The 20,709-nt window shown below is 73.0% G+C and carries 14 protein-coding genes and 1 riboswitch; of the genes, 12 read left to right on the top strand and 2 right to left on the bottom strand.

Annotated features, from left to right (window positions below; genetic code table 11):
• The first annotated feature begins 297 nt into the window (after nucleotides 1-297).
• The 4 genes from ileS to ACFY1H_RS25195 all read left to right on the top strand — a co-directional run bounded on the left by ileS (nucleotide 298) and on the right by ACFY1H_RS25195 (nucleotide 7,595).
• Nucleotides 298-3,477: an isoleucine--tRNA ligase gene (gene ileS, locus ACFY1H_RS25210; protein WP_386950093.1), complete on the top strand. Its 3,180-nt coding sequence runs from the start codon at nucleotides 298-300 to the stop codon at nucleotides 3,475-3,477.
• Nucleotides 3,478-3,615: 138 nt separating this feature from the next.
• On the top strand, nucleotides 3,616-5,256 hold the full coding sequence (locus ACFY1H_RS25205) for a penicillin-binding transpeptidase domain-containing protein (protein WP_386950091.1): 1,641 nt from the start codon (nucleotides 3,616-3,618) through the stop codon (nucleotides 5,254-5,256).
• A 69-nt stretch (nucleotides 5,257-5,325) separates the two neighbouring features.
• Complete coding sequence (locus ACFY1H_RS25200; RefSeq protein WP_386950088.1) at nucleotides 5,326-6,021, top strand: ArsR/SmtB family transcription factor; 696 nt, start codon at nucleotides 5,326-5,328, stop codon at nucleotides 6,019-6,021.
• Between the two features lie 95 nt (nucleotides 6,022-6,116).
• Nucleotides 6,117-7,595 (top strand): potassium/proton antiporter, encoded by a 1,479-nt coding sequence (locus tag ACFY1H_RS25195; protein ID WP_386950085.1) that lies wholly within the window; start codon nucleotides 6,117-6,119, stop codon nucleotides 7,593-7,595.
• 1 nt (nucleotide 7,596) lies between these two features.
• Here ACFY1H_RS25195 and ACFY1H_RS25190 read toward each other — a convergent pair whose 3' ends face one another.
• A complete protein-coding gene (locus ACFY1H_RS25190; protein WP_386950082.1) occupies nucleotides 7,597-8,967 on the bottom strand; it encodes a PLP-dependent aminotransferase family protein in 1,371 nt (456 codons plus the stop codon).
• Between the two features lie 85 nt (nucleotides 8,968-9,052).
• Here ACFY1H_RS25190 and ACFY1H_RS25185 point away from each other — a divergent pair, with 85 nt between their 5' ends.
• The 6 genes from ACFY1H_RS25185 (at nucleotide 9,053) to ACFY1H_RS25160 (ending at nucleotide 14,920) form a co-directional block, all read left to right on the top strand.
• Nucleotides 9,053-10,264: a Tm-1-like ATP-binding domain-containing protein gene (locus tag ACFY1H_RS25185; RefSeq protein WP_386950079.1), complete on the top strand. Its 1,212-nt coding sequence runs from the start codon at nucleotides 9,053-9,055 to the stop codon at nucleotides 10,262-10,264.
• Nucleotide 10,265: 1 nt separating this feature from the next.
• Nucleotides 10,266-11,087 carry a phosphoenolpyruvate hydrolase family protein gene (locus ACFY1H_RS25180; RefSeq protein ID WP_386950076.1) on the top strand — a complete coding sequence of 274 codons (822 nt, stop codon included), beginning with the start codon at nucleotides 10,266-10,268 and terminating at the stop codon, nucleotides 11,085-11,087.
• Nucleotides 11,088-11,166: 79 nt separating this feature from the next.
• Nucleotides 11,167-11,281, top strand: a riboswitch (SAM riboswitch).
• Between the two features lie 40 nt (nucleotides 11,282-11,321).
• Complete coding sequence (locus ACFY1H_RS25175; RefSeq protein ID WP_366582146.1) at nucleotides 11,322-12,665, top strand: aminotransferase class V-fold PLP-dependent enzyme; 1,344 nt, start codon at nucleotides 11,322-11,324, stop codon at nucleotides 12,663-12,665.
• A 21-nt stretch (nucleotides 12,666-12,686) separates the two neighbouring features.
• Nucleotides 12,687-13,313, top strand: a complete 627-nt coding sequence (locus tag ACFY1H_RS25170) for a hypothetical protein (RefSeq protein ID WP_386950073.1) — start codon at nucleotides 12,687-12,689, stop codon at nucleotides 13,311-13,313.
• Between the two features lie 24 nt (nucleotides 13,314-13,337).
• Nucleotides 13,338-13,994, top strand: coding sequence for a signal peptidase II (gene lspA, locus ACFY1H_RS25165; protein WP_386950070.1), 657 nt, complete (start codon nucleotides 13,338-13,340; stop codon nucleotides 13,992-13,994).
• Complete coding sequence (locus tag ACFY1H_RS25160; protein WP_386950067.1) at nucleotides 13,991-14,920, top strand: RluA family pseudouridine synthase; 930 nt, start codon at nucleotides 13,991-13,993, stop codon at nucleotides 14,918-14,920. Before lspA ends, ACFY1H_RS25160 begins: the two co-directional genes overlap by 4 nt.
• Here ACFY1H_RS25160 and ACFY1H_RS25155 read toward each other — a convergent pair.
• Nucleotides 14,917-15,933, bottom strand: coding sequence for an AsnC family protein (locus ACFY1H_RS25155; RefSeq protein ID WP_386950064.1), 1,017 nt, complete (start codon nucleotides 15,931-15,933; stop codon nucleotides 14,917-14,919). The genes ACFY1H_RS25160 and ACFY1H_RS25155 overlap by 4 nt on opposite strands.
• Before the next feature lie 227 nt (nucleotides 15,934-16,160).
• Here ACFY1H_RS25155 and ACFY1H_RS25150 point away from each other — a divergent pair, with 227 nt between their 5' ends.
• The gene (locus ACFY1H_RS25150) at nucleotides 16,161-19,490 is read left to right on the top strand and encodes a DUF885 domain-containing protein (protein ID WP_386950061.1); all 3,330 of its coding nucleotides are present in this window, start codon (nucleotides 16,161-16,163) and stop codon (nucleotides 19,488-19,490) included.
• The gene (fahA, locus tag ACFY1H_RS25145; RefSeq protein ID WP_386950058.1) at nucleotides 19,487-20,692 is read left to right on the top strand and encodes a fumarylacetoacetase; all 1,206 of its coding nucleotides are present in this window, start codon (nucleotides 19,487-19,489) and stop codon (nucleotides 20,690-20,692) included. Before ACFY1H_RS25150 ends, fahA begins: the two co-directional genes overlap by 4 nt.
• The last annotated feature ends 17 nt before the right edge of the window (nucleotides 20,693-20,709 follow it).

Raw genomic sequence — 20,709 nt, 5'->3', positions numbered from 1 at the left:
CCCGTCACGACCGGACCCCGGGCCACCGCAAACGTGGTTGCGCGCTCGGGCTAACCTGGTATCAGCAAGGCGTCGATCCGGCCATCACCGGGGAGCCTCCGGAAGAACGGGGCGCGGGCGTCCCCAGTAGAACCGGACGGGGCGGCCCGTCACAGCCGACGAACGAGTGGCCCGGCAGCGGCACCGCCGGGCAAGCGGGGTGGTACCGCGTGACGCGCGAGCGTCTCGTCCCCGTGTGGGTGACCGGTAGGCGCCGGTCGTCCGTACGCGAGCGACGAACGCAAGGAGCGCACCCCGATGTACCCGAAGGCCCAGCTCGACGGAGAGACCGGAGACACCACGGTCCCGTCGCAGCCGTCGTTCCCCGCGCTGGAGCAGCGCGTGCTCGAGTACTGGGAGACGGATCGGACGTTCCAGGCCTCGATCGCCGCGCGCCCGGCCGGGGAGAACGGCGACAACGAGTACGTGTTCTACGACGGCCCGCCGTTCGCCAACGGGCTGCCGCACTACGGGCACCTGCTCACCGGGTACGTGAAGGACATCGTCCCGCGCTACCAGACGATGAAGGGCAAGCACGTCGACCGCCGGTTCGGCTGGGACACCCACGGCCTGCCCGCCGAGCTCGAGGCGATGCGCCAGCTCGGGATCACGGAGAAGGAAGAGATCGAGGCGATGGGGGTCGCCAAGTTCAACGAGGCCTCCCGCGAGTCCGTGCTGCGCTACACCAAGGAGTGGGAGGAGTACGTCACCCGCCAGGCGCGCTGGGTCGACTTCGACAACGACTACAAGACGCTCGACCTGCCCTACATGGAGTCGGTCATCTGGGCGTTCAAGCAGCTGTGGGACAAGGGCCTCGTATACGAGGGCTACCGCGTGCTGCCCTACTGCTGGCGCGACGAGACGCCGCTGTCCAACCACGAGCTGCGCATGGACGACGACGTCTACCGCACCCGCCAGGACCCGGCCGTCACGGTCGGGTTCCGCCTGGAGGGCAACGGGAACGAGCTCGACGGCACCTACCTGCTCATCTGGACGACGACGCCGTGGACGCTGCCGTCGAACCTCGCCACGGCCGTGCACCCCGAGGTGCGTTACGTCGTGGTCGAGAGCGAGAACTTCCCCGGCAAGCGGTTCCTGCTCGCCGAAGCCCGCGTCGGCGCGTACGCGCGCGAGCTCGGCGAGGAGCCGACCGTCGTGGCGCATTACACGGGGGCGCAGCTGCTCGGAAACCGTTACGCCCCACCGTTCCCGTACTTCCTCGGCCGCGAGAACGCACACCGGATCCTGTCGGCCGACTACGTCACCACCGAAGACGGCACCGGTGTCGTGCACATCGCGCCCGCCTACGGTGAAGAGGACAAGGTCGTCACCGACGCCGCGGGCATCACGCCGGCCACCCCGGTCGACGCGCGCGGCCGCTTCGACGCGACCGTGCCCGACTACGAGGGCCAGCAGGTGTTCGAGGCCAACCCGAACATCATCCGCGACCTCAAGAACGGCACGGGTTCCGCCGAGCAGCAGGGCCCGATCCTGCTGCGCCACGAAACCTACGAGCACCCGTACCCGCACTGCTGGCGCTGCCGCAACCCGCTGATCTACCGCGCGGTGTCGTCGTGGTTCGTCGCGGTGACGCAGTTCAAGGACCGCATGGTCGAGCTCAACCAGCAGATCACGTGGTACCCGGACAACGTCAAGGACGGCCAGTTCGGCAAGTGGCTGGAGAACGCCCGCGACTGGTCGATCTCCCGCAACCGTTACTGGGGTTCGCCGATCCCCGTCTGGCAGTCGGACGACCCGACCTACCCGCGCACCGACGTCTACGGCTCGCTCGACGAGCTGGAGCGCGATTTCGGCGTGCGCCTGGACAACCTGCACCGCCCGTACATCGACGAGCTGACCCGGCCCAACCCGGACGACCCGACCGGGCGGTCCACCATGCGCCGCGTGCCCGAGGTCCTCGACGTGTGGTTCGACTCGGGTTCGATGCCGTACGCCCAGGTGCACTACCCGTTCGAGAACGCCGAGTGGTTCGAGCACCACTACCCGAGCGACTTCATCGTGGAGTACATCGGGCAGACGCGCGGCTGGTTCTACCTGCTGCACGTGCTCGCGACGGCGTTGTTCGACCGGCCGGCGTTCCGCACTTGCATCAGCCACGGCATCGTGCTCGGCTCCGACGGGCAGAAGATGTCGAAGTCGCTGCGGAACTACCCGGACGTGACCGAGGTGTTCGACCGCGACGGGTCCGACGCCATGCGCTGGTACCTCATGGCGAGCCCGATCCTGCGCGGCGGCAACCTCGTCGTCACCGACCGGGGCATCCGCGACGCGGTGCGCCAGGCCGTGCTGCCGCTGTGGAACTCGTACTACTTCCTCGCCCTCTACGCCAACGCCGAGGGCGTGGAAGGCCGGTGGCGCACGGATTCCACGCACCTGCTCGACCGGTACGTGCTCGCGAAGACCCACGAGCTCGTGACGGACGTCGAGTACGCGCTGGACAACTACGACATCGCCGGCGCGTGCCAGACCGTGCGCGACTTCCTGGAGGTGCTCACGAACTGGTACGTGCGCCGTTCGCGCGACCGGTTCTGGGCGGGTGACCAGGACGCGATCGACACGCTGCACACGGTGCTGGAGGTGACCTCCCGCGTCGTCGCGCCGCTGCTGCCGCTCACGACCGAGACGGTGTGGCGCGGCCTCACCGGCGGCCGTTCGGTGCACCTGACCGACTGGCCGAGCTCGCTCGACCTGCCGGCCGACGCGGCGCTGGTCACGGCCATGGACCGCGTGCGGCAGGTGGCGTCGACGGCGCTGTCGCTGCGCAAGGCCAACAAGCTGCGCGTGCGGCTGCCGCTGGCGAAGCTGCTGGTCGCGGCCGAGGACGTGGAGGCGCTGCGCGAGTTCACCGACATCCTGCGTGACGAGGTGAACGTGAAGTCGGTGGAGCTGACCACCGACGTCGCGGCGCACGGCTCGTTCGAGGTCGCCGTGAACGCGCGGGCGGCCGGGCCGCGCCTGGGCAAGGACGTGCAGAAGGTCATCAAGGCCGTGAAGGCGGGTGACTGGACCACGAACCCGGGCGGTGTCGTGGTGGCGGCCGGGATCGAGCTGCTCGACGGCGAGTACGAGCGGCGGCTCGTGGCCAAGGACGGCGGCGCGGCGGCCGAGCTGCCGGGCGGGTCCGGGCTGGTGCAGCTCGACACCGAGGTCACGGCGGACCTGGCCGACGAGGGCGTCGCCCGCGACCTGGTGCGCGTGGTGCAGCAGGCGCGCCGCGAGGCCGGCCTCGACGTGTCCGACCGCATCGCGCTCACGGTCGACGCGCCGGACGAGGTCGTGGCCGCGGTGCGCAAGTTCGAGGAGTTCGTGGCCTCGGAAACGCTGGCCACCTCGGTGACCTACGGCGACGCTCCCGAGGGCTTCGAGGGCACGGTCGGCGACGGCGTGAAGGTCCGCGTGGCGGTCGAGAAGGCGTAGCGAACCGGCCGTCCCGGCGTTGATCACGAATCGGCGTCGGGACGGCCGCTTTCTCACCTGTAACGCTCCTTGTCCGTCAGCGATGGGCAAGCTGGGCCGAGTGCGCGCACGACGCACGGGCCTGGGGGAGAGTCACAAGTGAGTCCTGCCGGTAAGAGAGCCGTCCTGATCGGGGGCGCGGTCGCGATGGTCGCGATCGTGGTGGCGGCCGTGGTGTTGTTGACCGGCGGTTCGCCGGCGCCCGAGGCGGCGGCCGAGCCGACCGGGACCTCGGTCGCGGCGGGACCGGTCGCCCCGGATCCGACGTCGGCGGCGCAGCTCTACCTGAAGGACTTCGCGGGCCACGACACCGACGACGCGAGCCTGCTGACCGACGACCCGCACGGCGCGGCCGCCGCACTGCGCGACGCCTGGGACACGCTCAAACCGGACGGGCTGCAGGCCAAGCTCGGCAAGGTGAGCGACGCCGCCGCGAACGCGCCGAAGAGCACCGCCGCGTACACCCTGACCTGGGACCTCGGCCCCGGCCACGTGTGGTCCTACGACGGCAGCCTCGACCTCGTGCACTCCGGCGACAGCTGGCGCGTGCACTGGGCCCCCGCCGCGCTGCACCCGAAGCTGCAGGCCGGGCAGCGGCTCGTGATCGCGACCGCGGCGGCCGACGAGGCCGTGGTGGTGGACCGCGACGGCAAGCCCGTGGTCATCAGCGGACCGGGTGGCACGCACCTGGATCCCGCCGCGAAGTTCCCGCTGCTCACGCAGGCGCTGACCGGACAGGGCACGTCGACGCCGTCCGCTACCTTCGCGGTGGAGCGGGTCGACACCTCGGGCAAGGCGCTGGAAACGCTCTTCGGCAAGACCGAAAGCGGGCAGCAGGCAGTGAAGTCCACAGTGAGCGTTTCCGTGCAGAAGGCGGCGCAGGCGGCCGTCGACTCCTACCGCGGCAAGGCCGTGATCGTGGCGATCCAGCCGTCCAACGGCGGGGTGCTCGCGGTGGCGCAGAACGCGGCGGCGGGCACCGGCCCCTCGGCGCTGAACGGCCTGTACGCGCCGGGCTCGACGTTCAAGATCGCGACCGCGACGGCGGCGCTGGAGGCCGGCGTCGTCACGAAGGACTCGCAGGTGGCGTGCCCGCTCACGGCGCGGATCGGCACCCGCACGATCTCCAACGAGGGCTTCGACCTCGGCACGACCACCGTGCACCGCGCGTTCGCGCATTCGTGCAACACCTCCTTCGGCCAGCTCGCCTCGCAGCTGCCGCCGGACGCGCTCGCCAACGCCGCGAGCCAGTACGGCCTCAACGCCGACTTCGACATCCCCGGCCTCACCACCGAGATGGGCAAGGTCGGCGCCGCCGGCAGCGCCGACGAGCAGGTGGAGGACGGCATCGGCCAGGGCACCGTGCAGGTCAGCCCCTTCGGTGAGGCGGTGATGGCCGCGACGGTGGCCGCGGGCAAGGCGGTGACGCCGAAGCTGTGGCTGGACGCCGATTCCGCCACGACCGTCAACGACGGCTACCACGCGCCGCCCGCGAGCGTGCTGGCCTCGGTGCGCTCCATGATGCGCGAGGTCGTCACGGGCGGCACCGCGACCGGCCTGGCGCGCTCGGGCACCGTCTACGGCAAGACCGGCACCGCGCAGTTCGGCGACGGCGCCGAGGCACACGGCTGGTTCGTGGGCTACCGCGGTGACGTCGCGTTCTGCGTGTTCCTGGAGGGCGGCAACGACTCCGGCCCGGCCGTGACGCTCGGCGCGAAGTTCCTCGCCGGCGTGAAATGACACGCGTGAAACGACACCTGAAATAGCGCTTCGGCGGCGGCCGAAGCGTCGGGCTCCTACGGTGGGGGCATGGAGACCGTCGCGCTGGCCGAGGTGGCCGCGGTGCTCGCCGACCCGAGCCGGGCGACGATGTGCCTCGCCCTGCTCGACGGGCGCGCCTGGACGATCAGCGAGCTGGCCGCGGCGGCGCGGATCGCGGTGTCGACCGCGAGCGAGCACGTGACGCGGCTGCACGACGCCGGGTTCGTCGCCCGGGTGAAGCAGGGCCGGCACACGTACGTCCGCATCGCCGACCCGCGCGTCGCCGAGCTGATCGAGCACCTGGCGCAGCACGCCGAGCACCGCGAACCGGTCGGGCTGAAGGCGTCGTTGCGCACGCAGCGGCTGAGTTTCGCGCGCAGCTGCTACGACCACCTCGCCGGAACCGTCGGCGTCGCCTTGCGCGAAGGCTTGATCGCCAAGGGGATCGTCGGCACCGGCGACGGGCTGACACTGACGGCGGCCGGGCGCGAGGTGCTCGACGAGATCGGGGTCGCCGTGCCGGAACGCGGCCGGCGCCCGCTGCTGCGCGACTGTCTGGATTGGACGGAGCGGCGCGACCACCTCGCCGGCGCCGTCCCCGCGGCGATCCTGGCGCGGGCCGTCGACGCGGGATGGGTGACCCGGGACCGGCAACGCGCGGTGCGGCTGAAGCCGGCCGCGGAGAAGCCGTTCGCCGCACTCGGTGTCGATCTGGCGACACTGGGTGGCGACCGAGTGTCCTAACACACCACTTTGCCCGAGTTGTCCGGTGGTGCACGAACGGGTGAACGCCCCCGTCTCTCTATCCTGGAAGCCCACGGAGACCGGAGGGGGCGGAGATGGATCAGCTTCCCCTGCTGCTCGGCGTCGGCGGAGTGGTGCTGCTCGCGTCGGTGGTCGCCGTGCGCGTGTCGATCCGGCTGGGCCTGCCGTCGCTGCTGCTGTACCTCGGCATCGGCGTGGCGCTGGGCGAATCGGGCATCGGCATCCAGTTCGACAATCCCGGCCTCACGCAGTCGCTCGGGCTCGCCGCGCTCGTCATGATCCTCACCGAAGGCGGGCTCACCACGCGGTGGCAGGCCGTGAAACCCTCGCTGGGGCCGGGGATCCTGCTGTCCACAGTGGCCGTGGTCGTGAGCATCGCGGTGACCGGCGCGGCGCTGCACTGGCTGCTCGGGCTCGACTGGCGGCTCGCGCTGCTGTGGGGCTCGGTGCTCGCGTCGACCGACGCGGCGGCGGTGTTCTCGGTGCTGCGTTCGGTGGGGCTGCGCCCGAAACTCGTCGGCACGCTGGAGCTGGAGTCCGGCCTCAACGACGCGCCCGCGTACATCGCGGTGATCGTGCTCGCGTCGGGGGACACAGTGGACTGGACCCTGCCGCTGTTGGTCGTTTACGAGCTCGCCGCCGGGCTCGTGATCGGTTTGCTGTTCGGCTGGCTCGGCGCGATGGCGCTGCGCCGGGCCGCGCTGCCGGCCACCGGCCTGTACCCCCTGGCCACGGTGGCCGTGTGCATCCTCGCGTACTCCTCCGGTCAGCTGGCCCACGCGTCCGGGCTGCTCGCCACCTACGTCGCCGGGCTGGTGCTGGGCAACTCCAAGCTGCCGCACCGCTCCGACACGCTCTCGTTCGCCGAAGGCCTCGGCTGGCTCGCGCAGATCGGGCTGTTCGTGCTGCTCGGGCTGTTCGCGTCGCCGAGCCGGCTGCTGGAGACGCTGGTGCCCGGTCTCGTCGCGGGCGCGGTGGTGCTGCTGCTCGCGCGGCCGCTGTCGGTGGTGATCTCGCTGCTGCCGTTCCGGCTGCCGTGGCGGGAGCAGACGTTCCTCTCGTGGGCGGGCCTGCGCGGCGCCGTGCCGATCGTGCTCGCGATGATCCCGCTCTCGCAGGGCGTGCCCGGTGCGAGCCGGCTCGTCGACGCGGTGTTCGTGCTGGTCATCGTGCTCACGTTGCTGCAGGGGGCCACGCTCGGGCCGTTCGCCCGCTGGCTCGGGCTCACGAAGAGCGCCGAGGCCCAGGAGATCGAGGTCGACGCGGCGCCGCTCGACGAGCTCGGCGCCGAGCTGCTGCAGGTGCGCATCCAGAAGGGCTCGAAGCTGCACGGCGTGTACATCTCCGAGCTCGGCCTGCCCGTCGGCGCCACCGTGAGCCTCGTGGTCCGCCGTGGTTCCGGGTTCACGCCGCAGAAGACCAGCCGCCTGCAGGAGGACGACCAGCTGCTGGTGGTCACCACGGCCGGCGTCCGCGACGCGACCGAGCGCCGGATCCGCGCCGTCGACCGGGCCGGGCGGCTCGCGCGCTGGCGCGGCGAGCTGGGCCGCTGAGTCACCGCAGCGAGGCGAGTACCGGCTCCAGGTCTCGCGGCGCGTGCCACAGCGGCAGGCGCAGGTGGGTCCGGAACCCGTCGTAGACCGAAAACGCGGGCCCCGGCGCCAGTTTCACCCCCGCGGCGAGCGCGCGCTGCGCGAGGCGCACGGCGTCTTCGCCGGTGTCGGCCCACAGCCCGGTGCCGCCGGCCGGTGTCGTCCAGCGCCAGTGCGGGACCACGCGGCCGAGGACGTCCACAGTGGACTGCCAGCGCGCGGCGAGCAGCGCGCGCCGCGCCTCGCGGGCCTCGGCCACGCGGCGCAGCAACCCGGCGGCGAGCAGCTGGTCGACGACCGAGCACCCCAGGTCGATCGCTTTGCGTGCCTCGGTCAGCCGCGCGATCGTCGGCGCGTCCGCGCGGATCCACCCGATCCGCACGCCGCCCCAGAACAGCTTCGACGCGGTGCCGATGCTCACCAGCAGCTCCGGCGGCACGTGCGCGGCCAGCCCCGGCGCAGGCCCGCGGAACGCCAGATCGGCGCTGCTGCGGTCCTCCACCGTGCGCAGGCCCGCGGCGGTGATCAGCTTGCCGAGCTCGCGCCGCGCCGCCGCGGGCATCCGCTCGCCGGTCGGGTTGTGCACGGACGGCTGGCAGTACAGCAGCGCGGGGGAGCGGCGCAGCGCCGCTCGCAGCTGGTCGCGGTCGATTCCGTCGGCCGTCCAGCGGATACCCCGCAGCCGGGTCCCGGCCCCGGCGAACGCCTCGAGCGCGCCGCGGTAGCTCGGTTCCTCCACGACGACCAGGTCGCCCGCCGTGACCAGCGTGTGCGCCACGAGCCACACGGCCTGCTGGGCGCCCGCGGTCACCAGCACCTGCTCGGGGTCGGTGGGCACGCCGTCGTCGGTGAGCAGCCGCGCGATCGTGGCTCGCAGCCGCGGGATGCCGGCGGGGAAGTAGCCGTCGGTGCCGAGATAGGGCTCCAGGTCGGCGGGGCCGAGCTCGGCCAGCGCGTCGGCGGTCAGGGCCGAGCCGGGCAGGGCGCCGCTCGACAGGTCCGCCGGGGCGGCCGAGCCGGTGAACGAAACGAGCCGGCCACCGGACACGCCCGGGCCACCGGGCTGGCGCCGGCGCACCCGCGAACCGGAGCCGGCCTCGGCCGTGAGCCGTCCGCCGGCCGCCAGCTGGTCGTACGCCGAGGTCACCGTGCCCCGGGAGACACCCAGTGCGCGCGCGAGCGGCCGTTGCGCGGGCAGGACGGCGGCCTCGGGCAGCACGGCGGAGTCGACCAGCTCGCCCAGCGTGGCGGCGAGCGCGGCGGGAAGCGTCGGGCCACCGCCGCGCCAAGCGCCGAGCAGCCGGACCAGTTCGGCGGCCGTGACCCGGTGCATGGGCACCTCCTTCACCAGCAAGTTTGGACCACTTCCGGCGAAGTGGCCCAGCGGCCGCACCTGCCGCGGGGCGACGATGGCGGACATGGCCACGGTCTGCCTCGTCGGCACCCTCGACACGAAACACGCCGAATACGACTGGCTGCGCACCCGCCTCGAAATCGACGGCGTGCACACGCTGCTGGTCGACGCCGGGTCGTCCCCGTCCGACGGCGCCGACGTGCCCGCCGAGGAGGTGGCCCGCGCCGCCGGCGTCGACCTCGCTTCCCTCGAAGGCGACCGCGGGCACGCCGTGGAGACGATGGCGCGCGGTGCGGCGGTGACCGTCCGGCGGCTGTTCGACGAGGGCCGGGTCGACGCCGTGCTGGCGGTCGGCGGCTCGGGCGGGTCGTCGATCGCGGCGGCGGTGATGCGCGAGCTGCCGGTGGGGCTGCCGAAGCTGCTGGTCTCCAGCATGGCGTCCGGCGACGTCCGCCCGTACGTGGGCGAGACCGACGTGACGCTGATGTACTCCGTGGTCGACATCGCCGGGCTCAACTCGGTGTCGAAGACCGTGCTGGGCAACGCGGCGGCGGCGATCGCCGCCATGGCCCGCCACCACGACACCGGCCGCGAGACCACCGACCGGCCCGTGGTCGCGGTGACGATGTTCGGCGTCACCACCCCCGCCGCGGACGAGGCCCGCGCCGAGCTCGAACGGCTCGGCTACGAGGTGCTCGTGTTCCACGCGACCGGCTCCGGCGGCCGGGCGATGGAGAAGCTCGTGACCGACGGCCTGCTCGCCGGTGTGCTCGACCTGACCACGACGGAGCTGGCCGACGAGCTCGTCGGCGGGGTGCTCTCCGCGGGCCCGCACCGGCTGGAGGCGGCCGGGCGCGCGGGACTGCCGCAGGTGGTCAGCGTCGGCGCACTCGACATGGTCAACTTCGGCCCGGCCGACACCGTGCCCGAGCGGTTCGCGGGCCGGAACCTGTTGGTGCACAACCCGACCGTCACGCTGATGCGGACCACCGCGGAGGAATCCGCGGAGCTGGGCACGCTGCTCGGGCGCAAACTCCGGGCGGCACAAGGGCCCGTGTCGGTGTTCCTGCCGCTCGGCGGAGTGTCCGCTGTGGACGTTCCGGACGGCCCGTTCCACGACCCGGCGGCGGACGCCGAGCTGTTCGCCCACCTCACTGAAGCGCTTTCCGGCAGCGCCGCGATCGTGACGCGGCGCGAAGAGGCCATCAACGACGCCGGGTTCGGCGCGGCCGCCGCCCGGGAACTGCACCGGCTCATCGGCGAAGGGAGGTCCTGACGTGGACCGCGAACGAGCGCTGGCCCGGCTCACCGCCGCGGTGGCGCAAGGCTGGCCCGTGATCGGCGGCGGCGCGGGCACCGGCCTGTCCGCCAAGGCCGCCGAGGCCGGCGGCATCGACCTGCTGATCATCTACAACTCCGGCCGCTACCGCATGGCCGGCCGCGGCTCGCTCGCCGGGCTGCTGGCCTACGGCGACGCCAACGGCATCGTCGTGGACATGGCGCGCGAGGTGCTCCCGGTCGTGCGCGACACGCCGGTGCTGGCGGGCGTCAACGGTACCGATCCGTTCCGGCTGATGGGCCCGTTCCTCGACGAGCTCAAGCGGATGGGGTTCGCCGGCGTGCAGAACTTCCCGACGGTCGGGCTGATCGACGGCGTGTTCCGCCAGAACCTCGAGGAGACCGGCATGGGTTACGGCCTGGAGGTCGACCTCGTCGCGCTGGCCCGCGAACGCGATCTGCTGACCGCGCCGTACGTCTTCGACCCCGAGCAGGCCGCCGACATGACCCGCGCGGGAGCCGATGTGCTGGTGCCGCACCTCGGGCTCACCACCAGCGGCACGATCGGCGCGCAGACGGCGGTCACGCTCGACGAGGCCGTCACCCGGGTGCAGGCGATGCACGACGCGGCCAAGCGGGTGAACCCGAACGTGCTCGTGCTGTGCCACGGCGGCCCGATCGCCGAACCCGCAGACGCGCAGTACGTGCTCGACCACACCGAAGGGATCGTCGGTTTCTTCGGTGCTTCCTCGATCGAACGGCTCCCGGCCGAGCGCGCGATCCGCGAGCAGACGGAGGCCTTCCGCGCGCTGCGGCGGTGATCGCCGGTCTGTGAGCGCCGTCTCAGCTCACGGGACACCTCTGGCGTCACGGGGCGTCGTTCGGTTACCTTCATCAACAGGTCATGAGTGCCAGCGTTCAGCCCCGGCTTGCTGGCCGGCAACCCTCCTACCGCGGTGGGGTGCCCCGGGTGAAGACCGGGCCGGTCGCGTTGTGCGACAGGCAAGCGCGGGCCCCTCGCCGGGGGTCCCCCGGACTGCCGAGGAGGCACCGCCATGACGCTCGCTCTGGACCGTACCGCTGGAAACACCGAAACCGTTGCCGCACAGGGGATTCCCGGCGTCGCGGGGGCGGCGCTGCGGGTGCCGCTGGTGACCGGCGGCGAGATCGGCTACGCGAACCTCGACCACGCGGCGAGCGCGCCGTGTCTCGACGCGGTCCGCTCCGCGGTCGACGAGTTCCTGCCCTGGTACGCGAGCGTGCACCGCGGCGCCGGCTTCGCGTCGCAGGTGTCGACGCGGCTTTACGAGCGCACGCGCGACATCCTGCGCCGGTTCGTCGACGCGCGCGCCACCGACACCGTCGTGTTCACGCGCAACACCACGGATTCCTTCAACCTGCTGGCCCGCTCGCTGCCGCGGCGCACGTCGGTGGTCGTGTTCGACACCGAGCACCACGCGGCCCTGCTGCCTTGGCGTGGCCCGAATGTGCGGCGCGTGCCGCTGCCGCGCACGCGCCTGGCCGCGGTGTCCGTTGTGGACGAAGCACTCGCCGCCTGCCCGGAAGGACCGCGGCTCGTGGTGGTGACCGGCGCGTCGAACGTGACCGGTGAGCTGCTGCCGGTCGCCGAGATCGCCGCCGTGGCAAGGAAACACGGCGCGCGCGTGGCGCTGGACGCCGCGCAGCTCGCGCCGCACCGCCGGATCTCCCTGCGGGAGCTGGACGTCGACTACGTCGCGCTCTCGGGGCACAAGCTCTACGCACCCTTCGGCGCCGGCGCGCTCATCGGCCGGTCCGACTGGCTGCGCGCTGCCGAGCCGTACCTCGCCGGCGGGGGCGCGACGAAGCTCGTGACCGAGGACGCCGTCGTGTGGAACACCGGCGCCGAACGGCACGAGGCCGGCTCGCCGAACACCGTCGGGGTCTACGCGCTGGGCGTCGCGTGCGAGCAGCTGGCCGCGAACTGGACCGCCGTGGGCGAGCACGAGGCCACGCTGCTGGAACGGCTGCGCAAGGGCCTGGCCGGCGTGCCCGGCTGCGCCGAGCTGCGCCTGTTCGACGCAGCCGTGGACCGCGTGGGCACGGTGAGCTTCGTCGTCGACGGCTTCGAACCCGGCTGGCTCGCCGCGGTCCTCTCGGCCGAGTACGGCATCGGCGTGCGCGACGGCGCGTTCTGCGCCCACGTCGCCACCAAGCGCCTCATCGGCGAATGCGGCCGCGACGGGCAGCAGGCCGTGCGTGTGAGCCTCGGCCTGGGCAGCACCGAGGAGCACGTGGACCGGCTCGTGCTCGCGCTGCGCCAGATCGTCGCCCGCGGCGCCCGCTGGGAGTACACGAAGGTCGACGGCCGCTGGGCGCCGGTGGGGGACCCGCGGGAGCTTCCTCCGTTCTGCGCCTGAGGCGCTCGCTAGGCTCCCCGCATGGGGAGAGCGTGGGGGTTCTGGGTTCCGTTGGCGGCGCTGGGGTTCGCCGAGCTGATCCTGGCGGCGGTGCAGCTCGCGACCGCCGAACACGGGGCGCAGGGTGATCTCCATGCGGACCCGGTCCACCGGGTCCCCGGAGGTCTCCTCGGCCCCGACCCCGGCCCCGGAGGGCTGCAGTTCCTCACCCAGGACCAGGTGCCGCTGCCGCCGTCGACGTACGCGACGGCGCTCGGCTGGCCGATCGCGCTCGCCGTGGTGGTGGCACTCGTGCTGGCCGGGTACGTGCGGGCCGGGAAGGCCCCGAGCACCGGCCGGTTCGCCGCCCTCGTCGCCGGTGGTGTGCTGGCCGTGCCGGTGCTGGACCTGGCCGCGTTCGGCTGGCTCGGTCTCGGCGCGGACCTGCGCGGACCCGCGCTGGCGACGCTGGGGCTGGTGGTGCTCGCGTGGTACGAGCGCAGCGTTGTCGTGCTGGTGGTCGCGGTGGTCTTCGCCCTGGTCGCGGCCGTGGTGCTGCCCGGGCTCGGCGGGGTCGTGCTGTCGGCCGCGATCCTGCTGGCGACGGCGTTCGCGGTGGTCGCCGGACCGGCGAAGTGGCGGTCACGGCCTGCCGCCGCGACCGGGTGAGCCCGGGGCGTGGACAATGGGGGCGTGAGCACCGAGTCCTCCTCGTCCGAACACGGCCTGTCCGAAGGCGCTGAGCCCGCCGATGCCCCCGAACCGGCGGTGACCGGCGACGCGGCTCCCGAAGAGCCTGCCGCCGAGAAGGCGGCCGTGCTGCTGCCCAAGCGCCGGGTCGGGCTGGTGTTCGCGGTCGCGGCCGTGATCTGGGTGATCGACCTGGTGTCGAAGAACCTCGTGGCGGCCAACCTCGAGGGCAAGGAGCCGGTGCGCGTTCTCGGCGGGCTGATCTACCTGCAGGTGATCCGCAACTCCGGCGCCGCGTTCTCGATGGCCTCCGGGATGACGTGGGTGTTCGCGCTGGTCGCGGCCGCGGTGGCGATCGCCATCATCTGGCTGTCGCGGCGGCTGCGCAGCGTCGGCTGGGCCATCGGCCTCGGCCTGGTGCTCGCGGGCGCGCTCGGCAACCTCACCGACCGCATCTTCCGGGCCCCCGGCCCGCTGCGCGGTCACGTCATCGACTTCATCTCGGCCTTCGCCCCCAACGGCGAGGGTTTCGCGATCTTCAACATCGCCGACTCCGCGATCTGCGTCGGCGGCGTGCTCATCGTCCTGCTGTCGCTGCTGGGCAAGGACTACGACGGCACCTCGACCCGCGACAAGAACAGCAAGAAGGAGACCGCGTGACCGCGCGCCTGCTGCCCGTCCCCGACGGGCTCGACGGCATGCGCGTCGACGCCGGCCTCGCCAAGCTGCTGGGCCTGTCCCGCACGGTGGTGGCGGAGCTCGCCGAGACCGGCGACGTGCTGGTGGACGGCCGGCCCGCCGGCAAGTCCGACCGCCTGACCGCCGGCGGCCTGCTCGAAGTGACGCTGCCGGAGCCGGAGTCCCCGATCCAGGTCATCGCCGAGCCCGTGGAGGGCATGAAGATCCTCCACGACGACGACGACATCGTGGTGATCTCCAAACCCGTGGGCGTCGCGGTGCACCCGAGCCCCGGCTGGACCGGGCCCACAGTCGTCGGCGGGCTCGCCGCCGCGGGCCTGCGCATCTCGACGTCGGGCGCCGCCGAGCGCCAGGGCGTGGTGCACCGGCTCGACGCGGGCACCACCGGCGTGATGGTGGTGGCCAAGAGCGAGCACGCGTACACGGTGCTCAAGCGCGCCTTCAAGGAGCGCACCGTCGACAAGGGCTACCACGCAGTGGTGCAGGGCCACCCGGACCCGACGCGCGGCACCATCGACGCGCCGATCGACCGGCACCCGCGCCACGACTACAAGTTCGCCGTCGTCGCCGGCGGGCGCCCGAGCGTGACGCACTACGAGGTAGTGGAGGCGTTCCGCGCCGCGTCGCTGGCCCACGTGAAGCTCGAGACGGGCCGCACGCACCAGATCCGCGTGCACTTCTCCGCGCTGCGCCACCCCTGCGTGGGCGACCTGACCTACGGCGCCGACCCGGTGCTCGCGCGCCACCTCGGGCTCACGCGGCAGTGGCTGCACGCCCGTACCCTCGGCTTCGCGCACCCGGCCGACGGCCGCTGGGTCGAGTTCGAGGCCGAGTACCCCGACGACCTCGCCCGCGCGCTGGAGATCCTGCGCGAGGAGAGCTACTAGCCCTCGACGGCCCAGGTCAGCGTGCGGTCGTCCGGCTCCGGCCGGGGACTCCAGCGCACCGAGACCACGCGCGTCGCGTCCGGGATGACGTAGACGGTGTGGCCGCCGAGCGTCTCGCCCGGCCGCACGCCGATCTTGTGCGGCGGCCGGGAGGTCAGTGACACGGGCGCCTTGGCGACCGTCGTGCCGTCGGCTGTGACGAGCTCCAGGTAGTTGTCGGGCAGCGACGCGAAGGGCACGTTGCCGCGGTTGGTGATCTCGGTGTGCACGACCACCGCCCGCTCGCCCGCGTCGAGCCGGTAGCCGGCGGCGCCGAAGAGGTAGTCGGCCGGGTCCTGCACCTCCAGCAGCTGCACGGTGAGCTGCTCGCCTTCGAGGCCCTGCGTCGCGAGCGTCTCGCCGATCCGGCCGCGCTTGCCCTCGGCCGGGCCCGCGCGGCGCGGTTCGTCGCCGCGCGCCCAGGACGCCGTCTGCGGTACGCCCCACGTGCTCAGCGCGGGGTCGAGCGGCGGCGGTGCGTACGGGCCCGACGGCACGCCATAGGGTCCCGAAGACACGCCGTACGGGCCGGACGGCACGCCCGGCCCGGGTCCCGACGGTCCACCGTGGACGGACGGCGCACCCGGCGTTCCGGGTCCGTTCCCGGGACGCGGAACGGGGGCGCTCGGCGGGGCCGCGGCCGGGAACCCTTGTCCCGGCGGCATCCCCGGGCCCGGGCCGGGCGGCAGGCCGGGGCCGGGCCGTCCGCCGGGTGCGGCGACGGGCATCGGGCCCGAGGGCGGCGGGGCCTGCTGCCACGACGGCGGCGCCCCCGCGATCGCCGCGCGCAGCCCGGAGGGATCGCTCTCGACGCCGACGAGCAGCGGCAACCCGCTGCCGGACAAGGCAACCAGGCGGTAGGCGACCTCACGCGGGTCCATGCCCACCTTCGCGGCGAGGTCGTGCACGGCCGTTTTGCCCAGCTCGGCGAGGGCGGCGAGCAGGCGGACATCGGCGGGATCGGTCACGGCCACCCGGGGAACGCTACCTTCCGGGCCGGCCCGCGCGCGGCAAGGCCGGGCCGCATCGCCCGGTCCGGTGGCGGCGCCCCGGATTCGGTGGCTCTGGGTGTCGGCAACGGCGCGGATCCGCCGTTCACAATGGGTGAACGGGACGTTCGTGCCGGAACGCCACCCCGGCGCCCCGGTCTCCATTAGGGTCGGAATCGCACGGCACCACCGAACCCCGGGAGTCCGCACCCATGACCGTCGTCACCGATCTCGCCGACGAGCTCGTCGGCGAGATGTTCGGCTTCGAACCGCTCTCCGCCGCGATCCTGGGCATCAAGCCCGACGCGCCGGGGCTCGGCGACCCGAGCGCCGCCGCCGAAGCCGCGTACCGCGAGCGGCTCGCCGGTCTGCTGGAACGGGCGCGGGCGATCGAGGCCGGCGAGCTCGACGCGACGGACCGCGTCACGCGCGAGGTGGTGATCAACTCGATCGAGGGCAAGCTCGACCTGATCGACAGCCGCTTCGGCGAGTTCACCGTGACCGACCTGTTCGTCGGCCCCGCGGCGGGGCTGCTCTCGGCGCTGCCGATGGTGCCCGTGCTGCCGGGGGAGAAGTCCTCGGTGCACCTCGACCGGCTGGCGGAGATTCCGGCCTTCCTGCGCGCGGTCGTGCTGCGGCACCGCGAAGGCATCGAGGCCGGGCTGGTGCCCGTCGAGCGGCTCGTGAAGGGCGCGATTGCCCACGTCGACCGGTACCTCGCCGAACCGGCGGGTGACCCGCTGCTGCGCCAGCCGGCGCCGGACGAGGCGTTCGCGAGCCGGCGCGAGGAGCTGCTGCGCGACGTCGTGCGTCCGGCGTTCAAGGAGTACCGCGACTTCCTGGAAGCCGAGGTGCTGGCCCACGGCCGGCCCGACGACCGCGCGGGCGTGTCGTGGCTGCCCGGCGGGGACGAGATCTACACACGCCTCGCGCGCATGCACACCACCACCGACCGCTCGCCGCAGGAGCTGCACGACACCGGCCTCGCGGTGATCGCGGGCCAGGTGGAGCAATACCAGGCGCTGGGCGAGCGCGTGTTCGGCACCCGCGACCTGCAGGAGATCTTCGAGCGGTTGCGCACCGACCCGAAGCTGCGCTGGACGAGCGCCGAGGAGCTGCTCGACACCGCGCGCTCGGCCATCACGCGTGCGGCGGCCGAGTCGCCGAAGTGGTTCGGCACGATTCCGCCGCAGCCGTGGATGGTCGAGGCCGTGCCGGAGGACTCCGCGCCCGGCGCGCCGCCCGCGTACTTCATGCCGCCGGCCGTCGACGGCTCGCGCCCGGGTACCTACTTCGCGAACACCTACGAGGCCACCGAACGGTTCCGGCACACCGCCGAGGCCACGGCGTTCCACGAGGCGATCCCGGGCCACCACTTCCAGCTGAGCACCGCGCTCGGGCTCACCGACCTGCCGCTGCTGCGCCGCCTCGGCGACTTCAACGCCTACGTCGAGGGCTGGGGCCTCTACACCGAGCGCCTCGCCGACGAAATGGGCCTGTACTCCGACGACGTCTCGCTGCTCGGCATGCTCACGCTCGAGTCGATGCGCGCCGGGCGGCTCGTGGTCGACACCGGGCTGCACGCGCTGGGCTGGAGCCGGCAGCAGGCCATCGACTACCTCGTCGGGAACACGCCGATGGGCCGGCTGGAGATCGAGGCGGAGATCGACCGCTACATCGGCTACCCGGGCCAGGCGCTCGCGTACCTGGTGGGGCGCCTGGAGATCCAGCGGATCCGCGCCGCGGCCGAGACCCGGCTGGGCAGTGAGTTCGACGTCCGCGCGTTCCACGACGTGGTGCTCTCCGGCGGCGCGCTGCCGCTGTCGGTGCTCGACACGGTGGTCACCGACTGGGTCGCCGGCCACGGGGACACCGTCGCGGGCCTGGCCGAGGACCTGCTGGAGCTCGAGTTCGAACGCGCGCCGCTGGAGCGCACGATGTACGGCCTGCCCGGCGACCACGGTGTGCTGCCCGACCCGAGCCTCGCCGCGACCGACAGCTTCCGCACCCGCTTCGCCGACCTCGCCGATCGCGCGGAGGCGATCGACCAGGCCCGCCTTTCGGCCACGGACGCCGTGACCCGCGACGTGGTGATCGCCCGCGCCCGCGGCGTCGTCGACACGCTCGACTCACGGCTGGCCGGGTTCGCCGTGAGCGACGGGTTCAGTTCGCCGGCGCTGTACCTGATCACCAACCTCTCCGCGCTGGTGCCCGAGGACGACGAGAAGGCGCAAGGCTACCTCCGCCGGCTCGCGGGCATCGGCGGCTACCTCGACGCCGTGATCGAAGCCCAGCGCGCCACCGTGGCCGACGGGTTCGCGCCGCCGGACTTCCTGGTGCGCGTGGGCATCGGGTACGTCGAGCGCTACCTCGCGGCCGGGGACGCCGACCCGCTGCGGGTCACGCCGGCGGTCGAGGTCGCCGGGTTCGCCGAGGAGCGCGACCGGCTGCTGGCCGAGGTCGTGCGTCCGGCGTTCGCGCGCTACCGCGCGTTCCTGGCCGACGAGGTGGCGCCGGTCGCCAAGCCCGAGACCGAGCCGGGCATCGGGCACCTGCCGGGCGGGCAGGAGAAGTACCAGGGCCTGATCCGCGCCGAGACCACCACCGACCGCACGGCGCAGGACCTGCACGACACGGGCCTGCGGATCGCCGAGAAGCTGGCGCGGGAGTACCGCGAGCTGGGCGGGCGGGTGTTCGGCACCGAGGACCTCGCCGAGATCTTCGAGCACCTGCGCAGCGATCCCGCGCTGCGCTGGCGCGACGGCGAGGAGCTGCTGGCCGGCGCCCGCGCCGCCATCACGCGGGCGGAAGCCGTTGCGCCGCAGTGGTTCTCGCGCGTGCCCGCGGCGAAGTGCGTGGTGGCGCCGGTGCCCGAGGCCGACGCGGCCAGCGGCACCATCGCCTACTACCTGCCCGCGTCGCTCGACGGCTCGCGCCCGGGCACGTACTACGCCAACACCCACGAGGCGAGCTCGCGGCCGCGGTTCACCAGCGAGGGGATCGCGTTCCACGAAGCCGTGCCGGGGCACCACTTCCAGCTCTCGTTCGCGCAGGAGCTCACGGATCTGCCGCTGCTGCGGCGGCTGGTGCCGTTCAACGCCTACATCGAGGGCTGGGGCCTCTACTCCGAGCGCCTCGCCGAGGAGATGGGCCTGTACTCCGACGACGTCACGCGCCTGGGCATGCTCACGCAGGACTCGATGCGCGCCGCGCGGCTCGTGGTCGACACCGGCTTGCACGCGCTGGGCTGGACGCGTCAGCAGGCCGTGGACTACGCCGTGGCCAACACGCCGATGGCGCGGATCGAGATCGAGGCGGAGATCGACCGGTACGTCGCGAACCCGGGCCAGGCGCTCGGCTACATGGTGGGGCGCCTGGAGATCGAGCGCGTCCGCGCTGCGGCCGAGGAGGCCCTGGGCGCGGACTTCGACATTCGCGAGTTCCACGACGTGGTGCTGGGCAACGGAAACCTGCCACTGTCCACACTGGACACCCTCGTGACGGAGTGGATCGCCGCCCGGCGGGCGGGGGTCGCGCGGTGACCTGGCTCGACCTGCCCGAGGACACGGACTTCGGGCTCGACAACCTGCCCTACGGCGTGTTCTCCCGCGGTGGCGAGCCCGAACGCCGCGTCGGCGTGGCGGTGGGCGAGCACGTGCTCGACTTGTCGGCCGCGGCCGAGGAAGCGGCGGCGCCGTTCGCGCAGCTGCTCACGAGCGGCGTGCTCAACCCGCTGCTGGCGGCCGGACCCGCGACGTGGCACGACGCGCGCGAGCAGGTGCGCGAGTGGCTCACGGCCGGGCGCTACGCCGACCAGGTGCGCCCGCACCTCGTGCCGCGCGCGGAGATCACGAACCACCTGCCCTTCGAGGTCGCGGACTACGTGGACTTCTACTCGAGCGAGCAGCACGCGATCAACGCCGGGCAGATCTTCCGCGGCGCCGACGACGAGCTGATGCCGAACTGGAAGCACCTCCCGATCGGCTACCACGGCAGGGCCGGCACGGTCGTGGTGTCGGGGACGCCGGTCGTGCGGCCGTCGGGGCAGCGCAAGCCGCGCACGGCCACGGAGCCGTCGTTCGGGCCGTCGAAGCTGCTCGACATCGAGGCCGAGGTCGGCTTCGTGGTGGGCACCCCGTCGACGCTGGGCACGCCCGTTCCGGTCGAGGACTTCGCGACGCACGTGTTCGGCGTGTGCCTGGTCAACGACTGGTCCGCGCGCGACATCCAGGGCTGGGAGTCGCAGCCGCTGGGACCGTTTCTCGGGAAGTCGTTCGCCACGTCGGTTGCCCCGTGGATCGTGCCGCTGGCCGCGCTGGAGCACGCGCGCGTGCCGCAGCCGGCGCAGGAACCGCAGCCGCTGGAGTACCTGCGGGTGACCGAGCCGTGGGGGCTGGACCTGGCGCTGGAGATCCGGATCAACGGCCACCTGGTGTCGAGCCCGCCCTTCGCCACGCAGTACTGGACCGCACCACAGCAGCTCGCGCACCTCACCGTCAACGGCGCCAGCCTGCGGACCGGCGACCTGTACGCGTCGGGCACCGTCACCGGCCCGGCCAAGGAACAGCGCGGTTCGCTCCTGGAACTGAGCTGGGGCGGCCGCGAACCCTTCCCCTTGGGCGACGGCGAAACGCGCACCTTCCTGCAAGACGGCGACGAGGTCTCGATCAGCGCCACCGCACCCGGGCCGTCCGGCACCCGGATCGGCTTCGGGGAGGTGACCGGCCGGGTCGTGCCACGCTAGGCCGAGCGCGCCGGACC

It is taken from the genome of Amycolatopsis sp. NPDC001319 (assembly GCF_042896185.1).
Classification (GTDB): Bacteria; Actinomycetota; Actinomycetes; order Mycobacteriales; family Pseudonocardiaceae; genus Amycolatopsis.
Note: the sequence above shows the minus strand (reverse complement) of the source record. Positions and strands in the feature narration are given on the sequence as shown.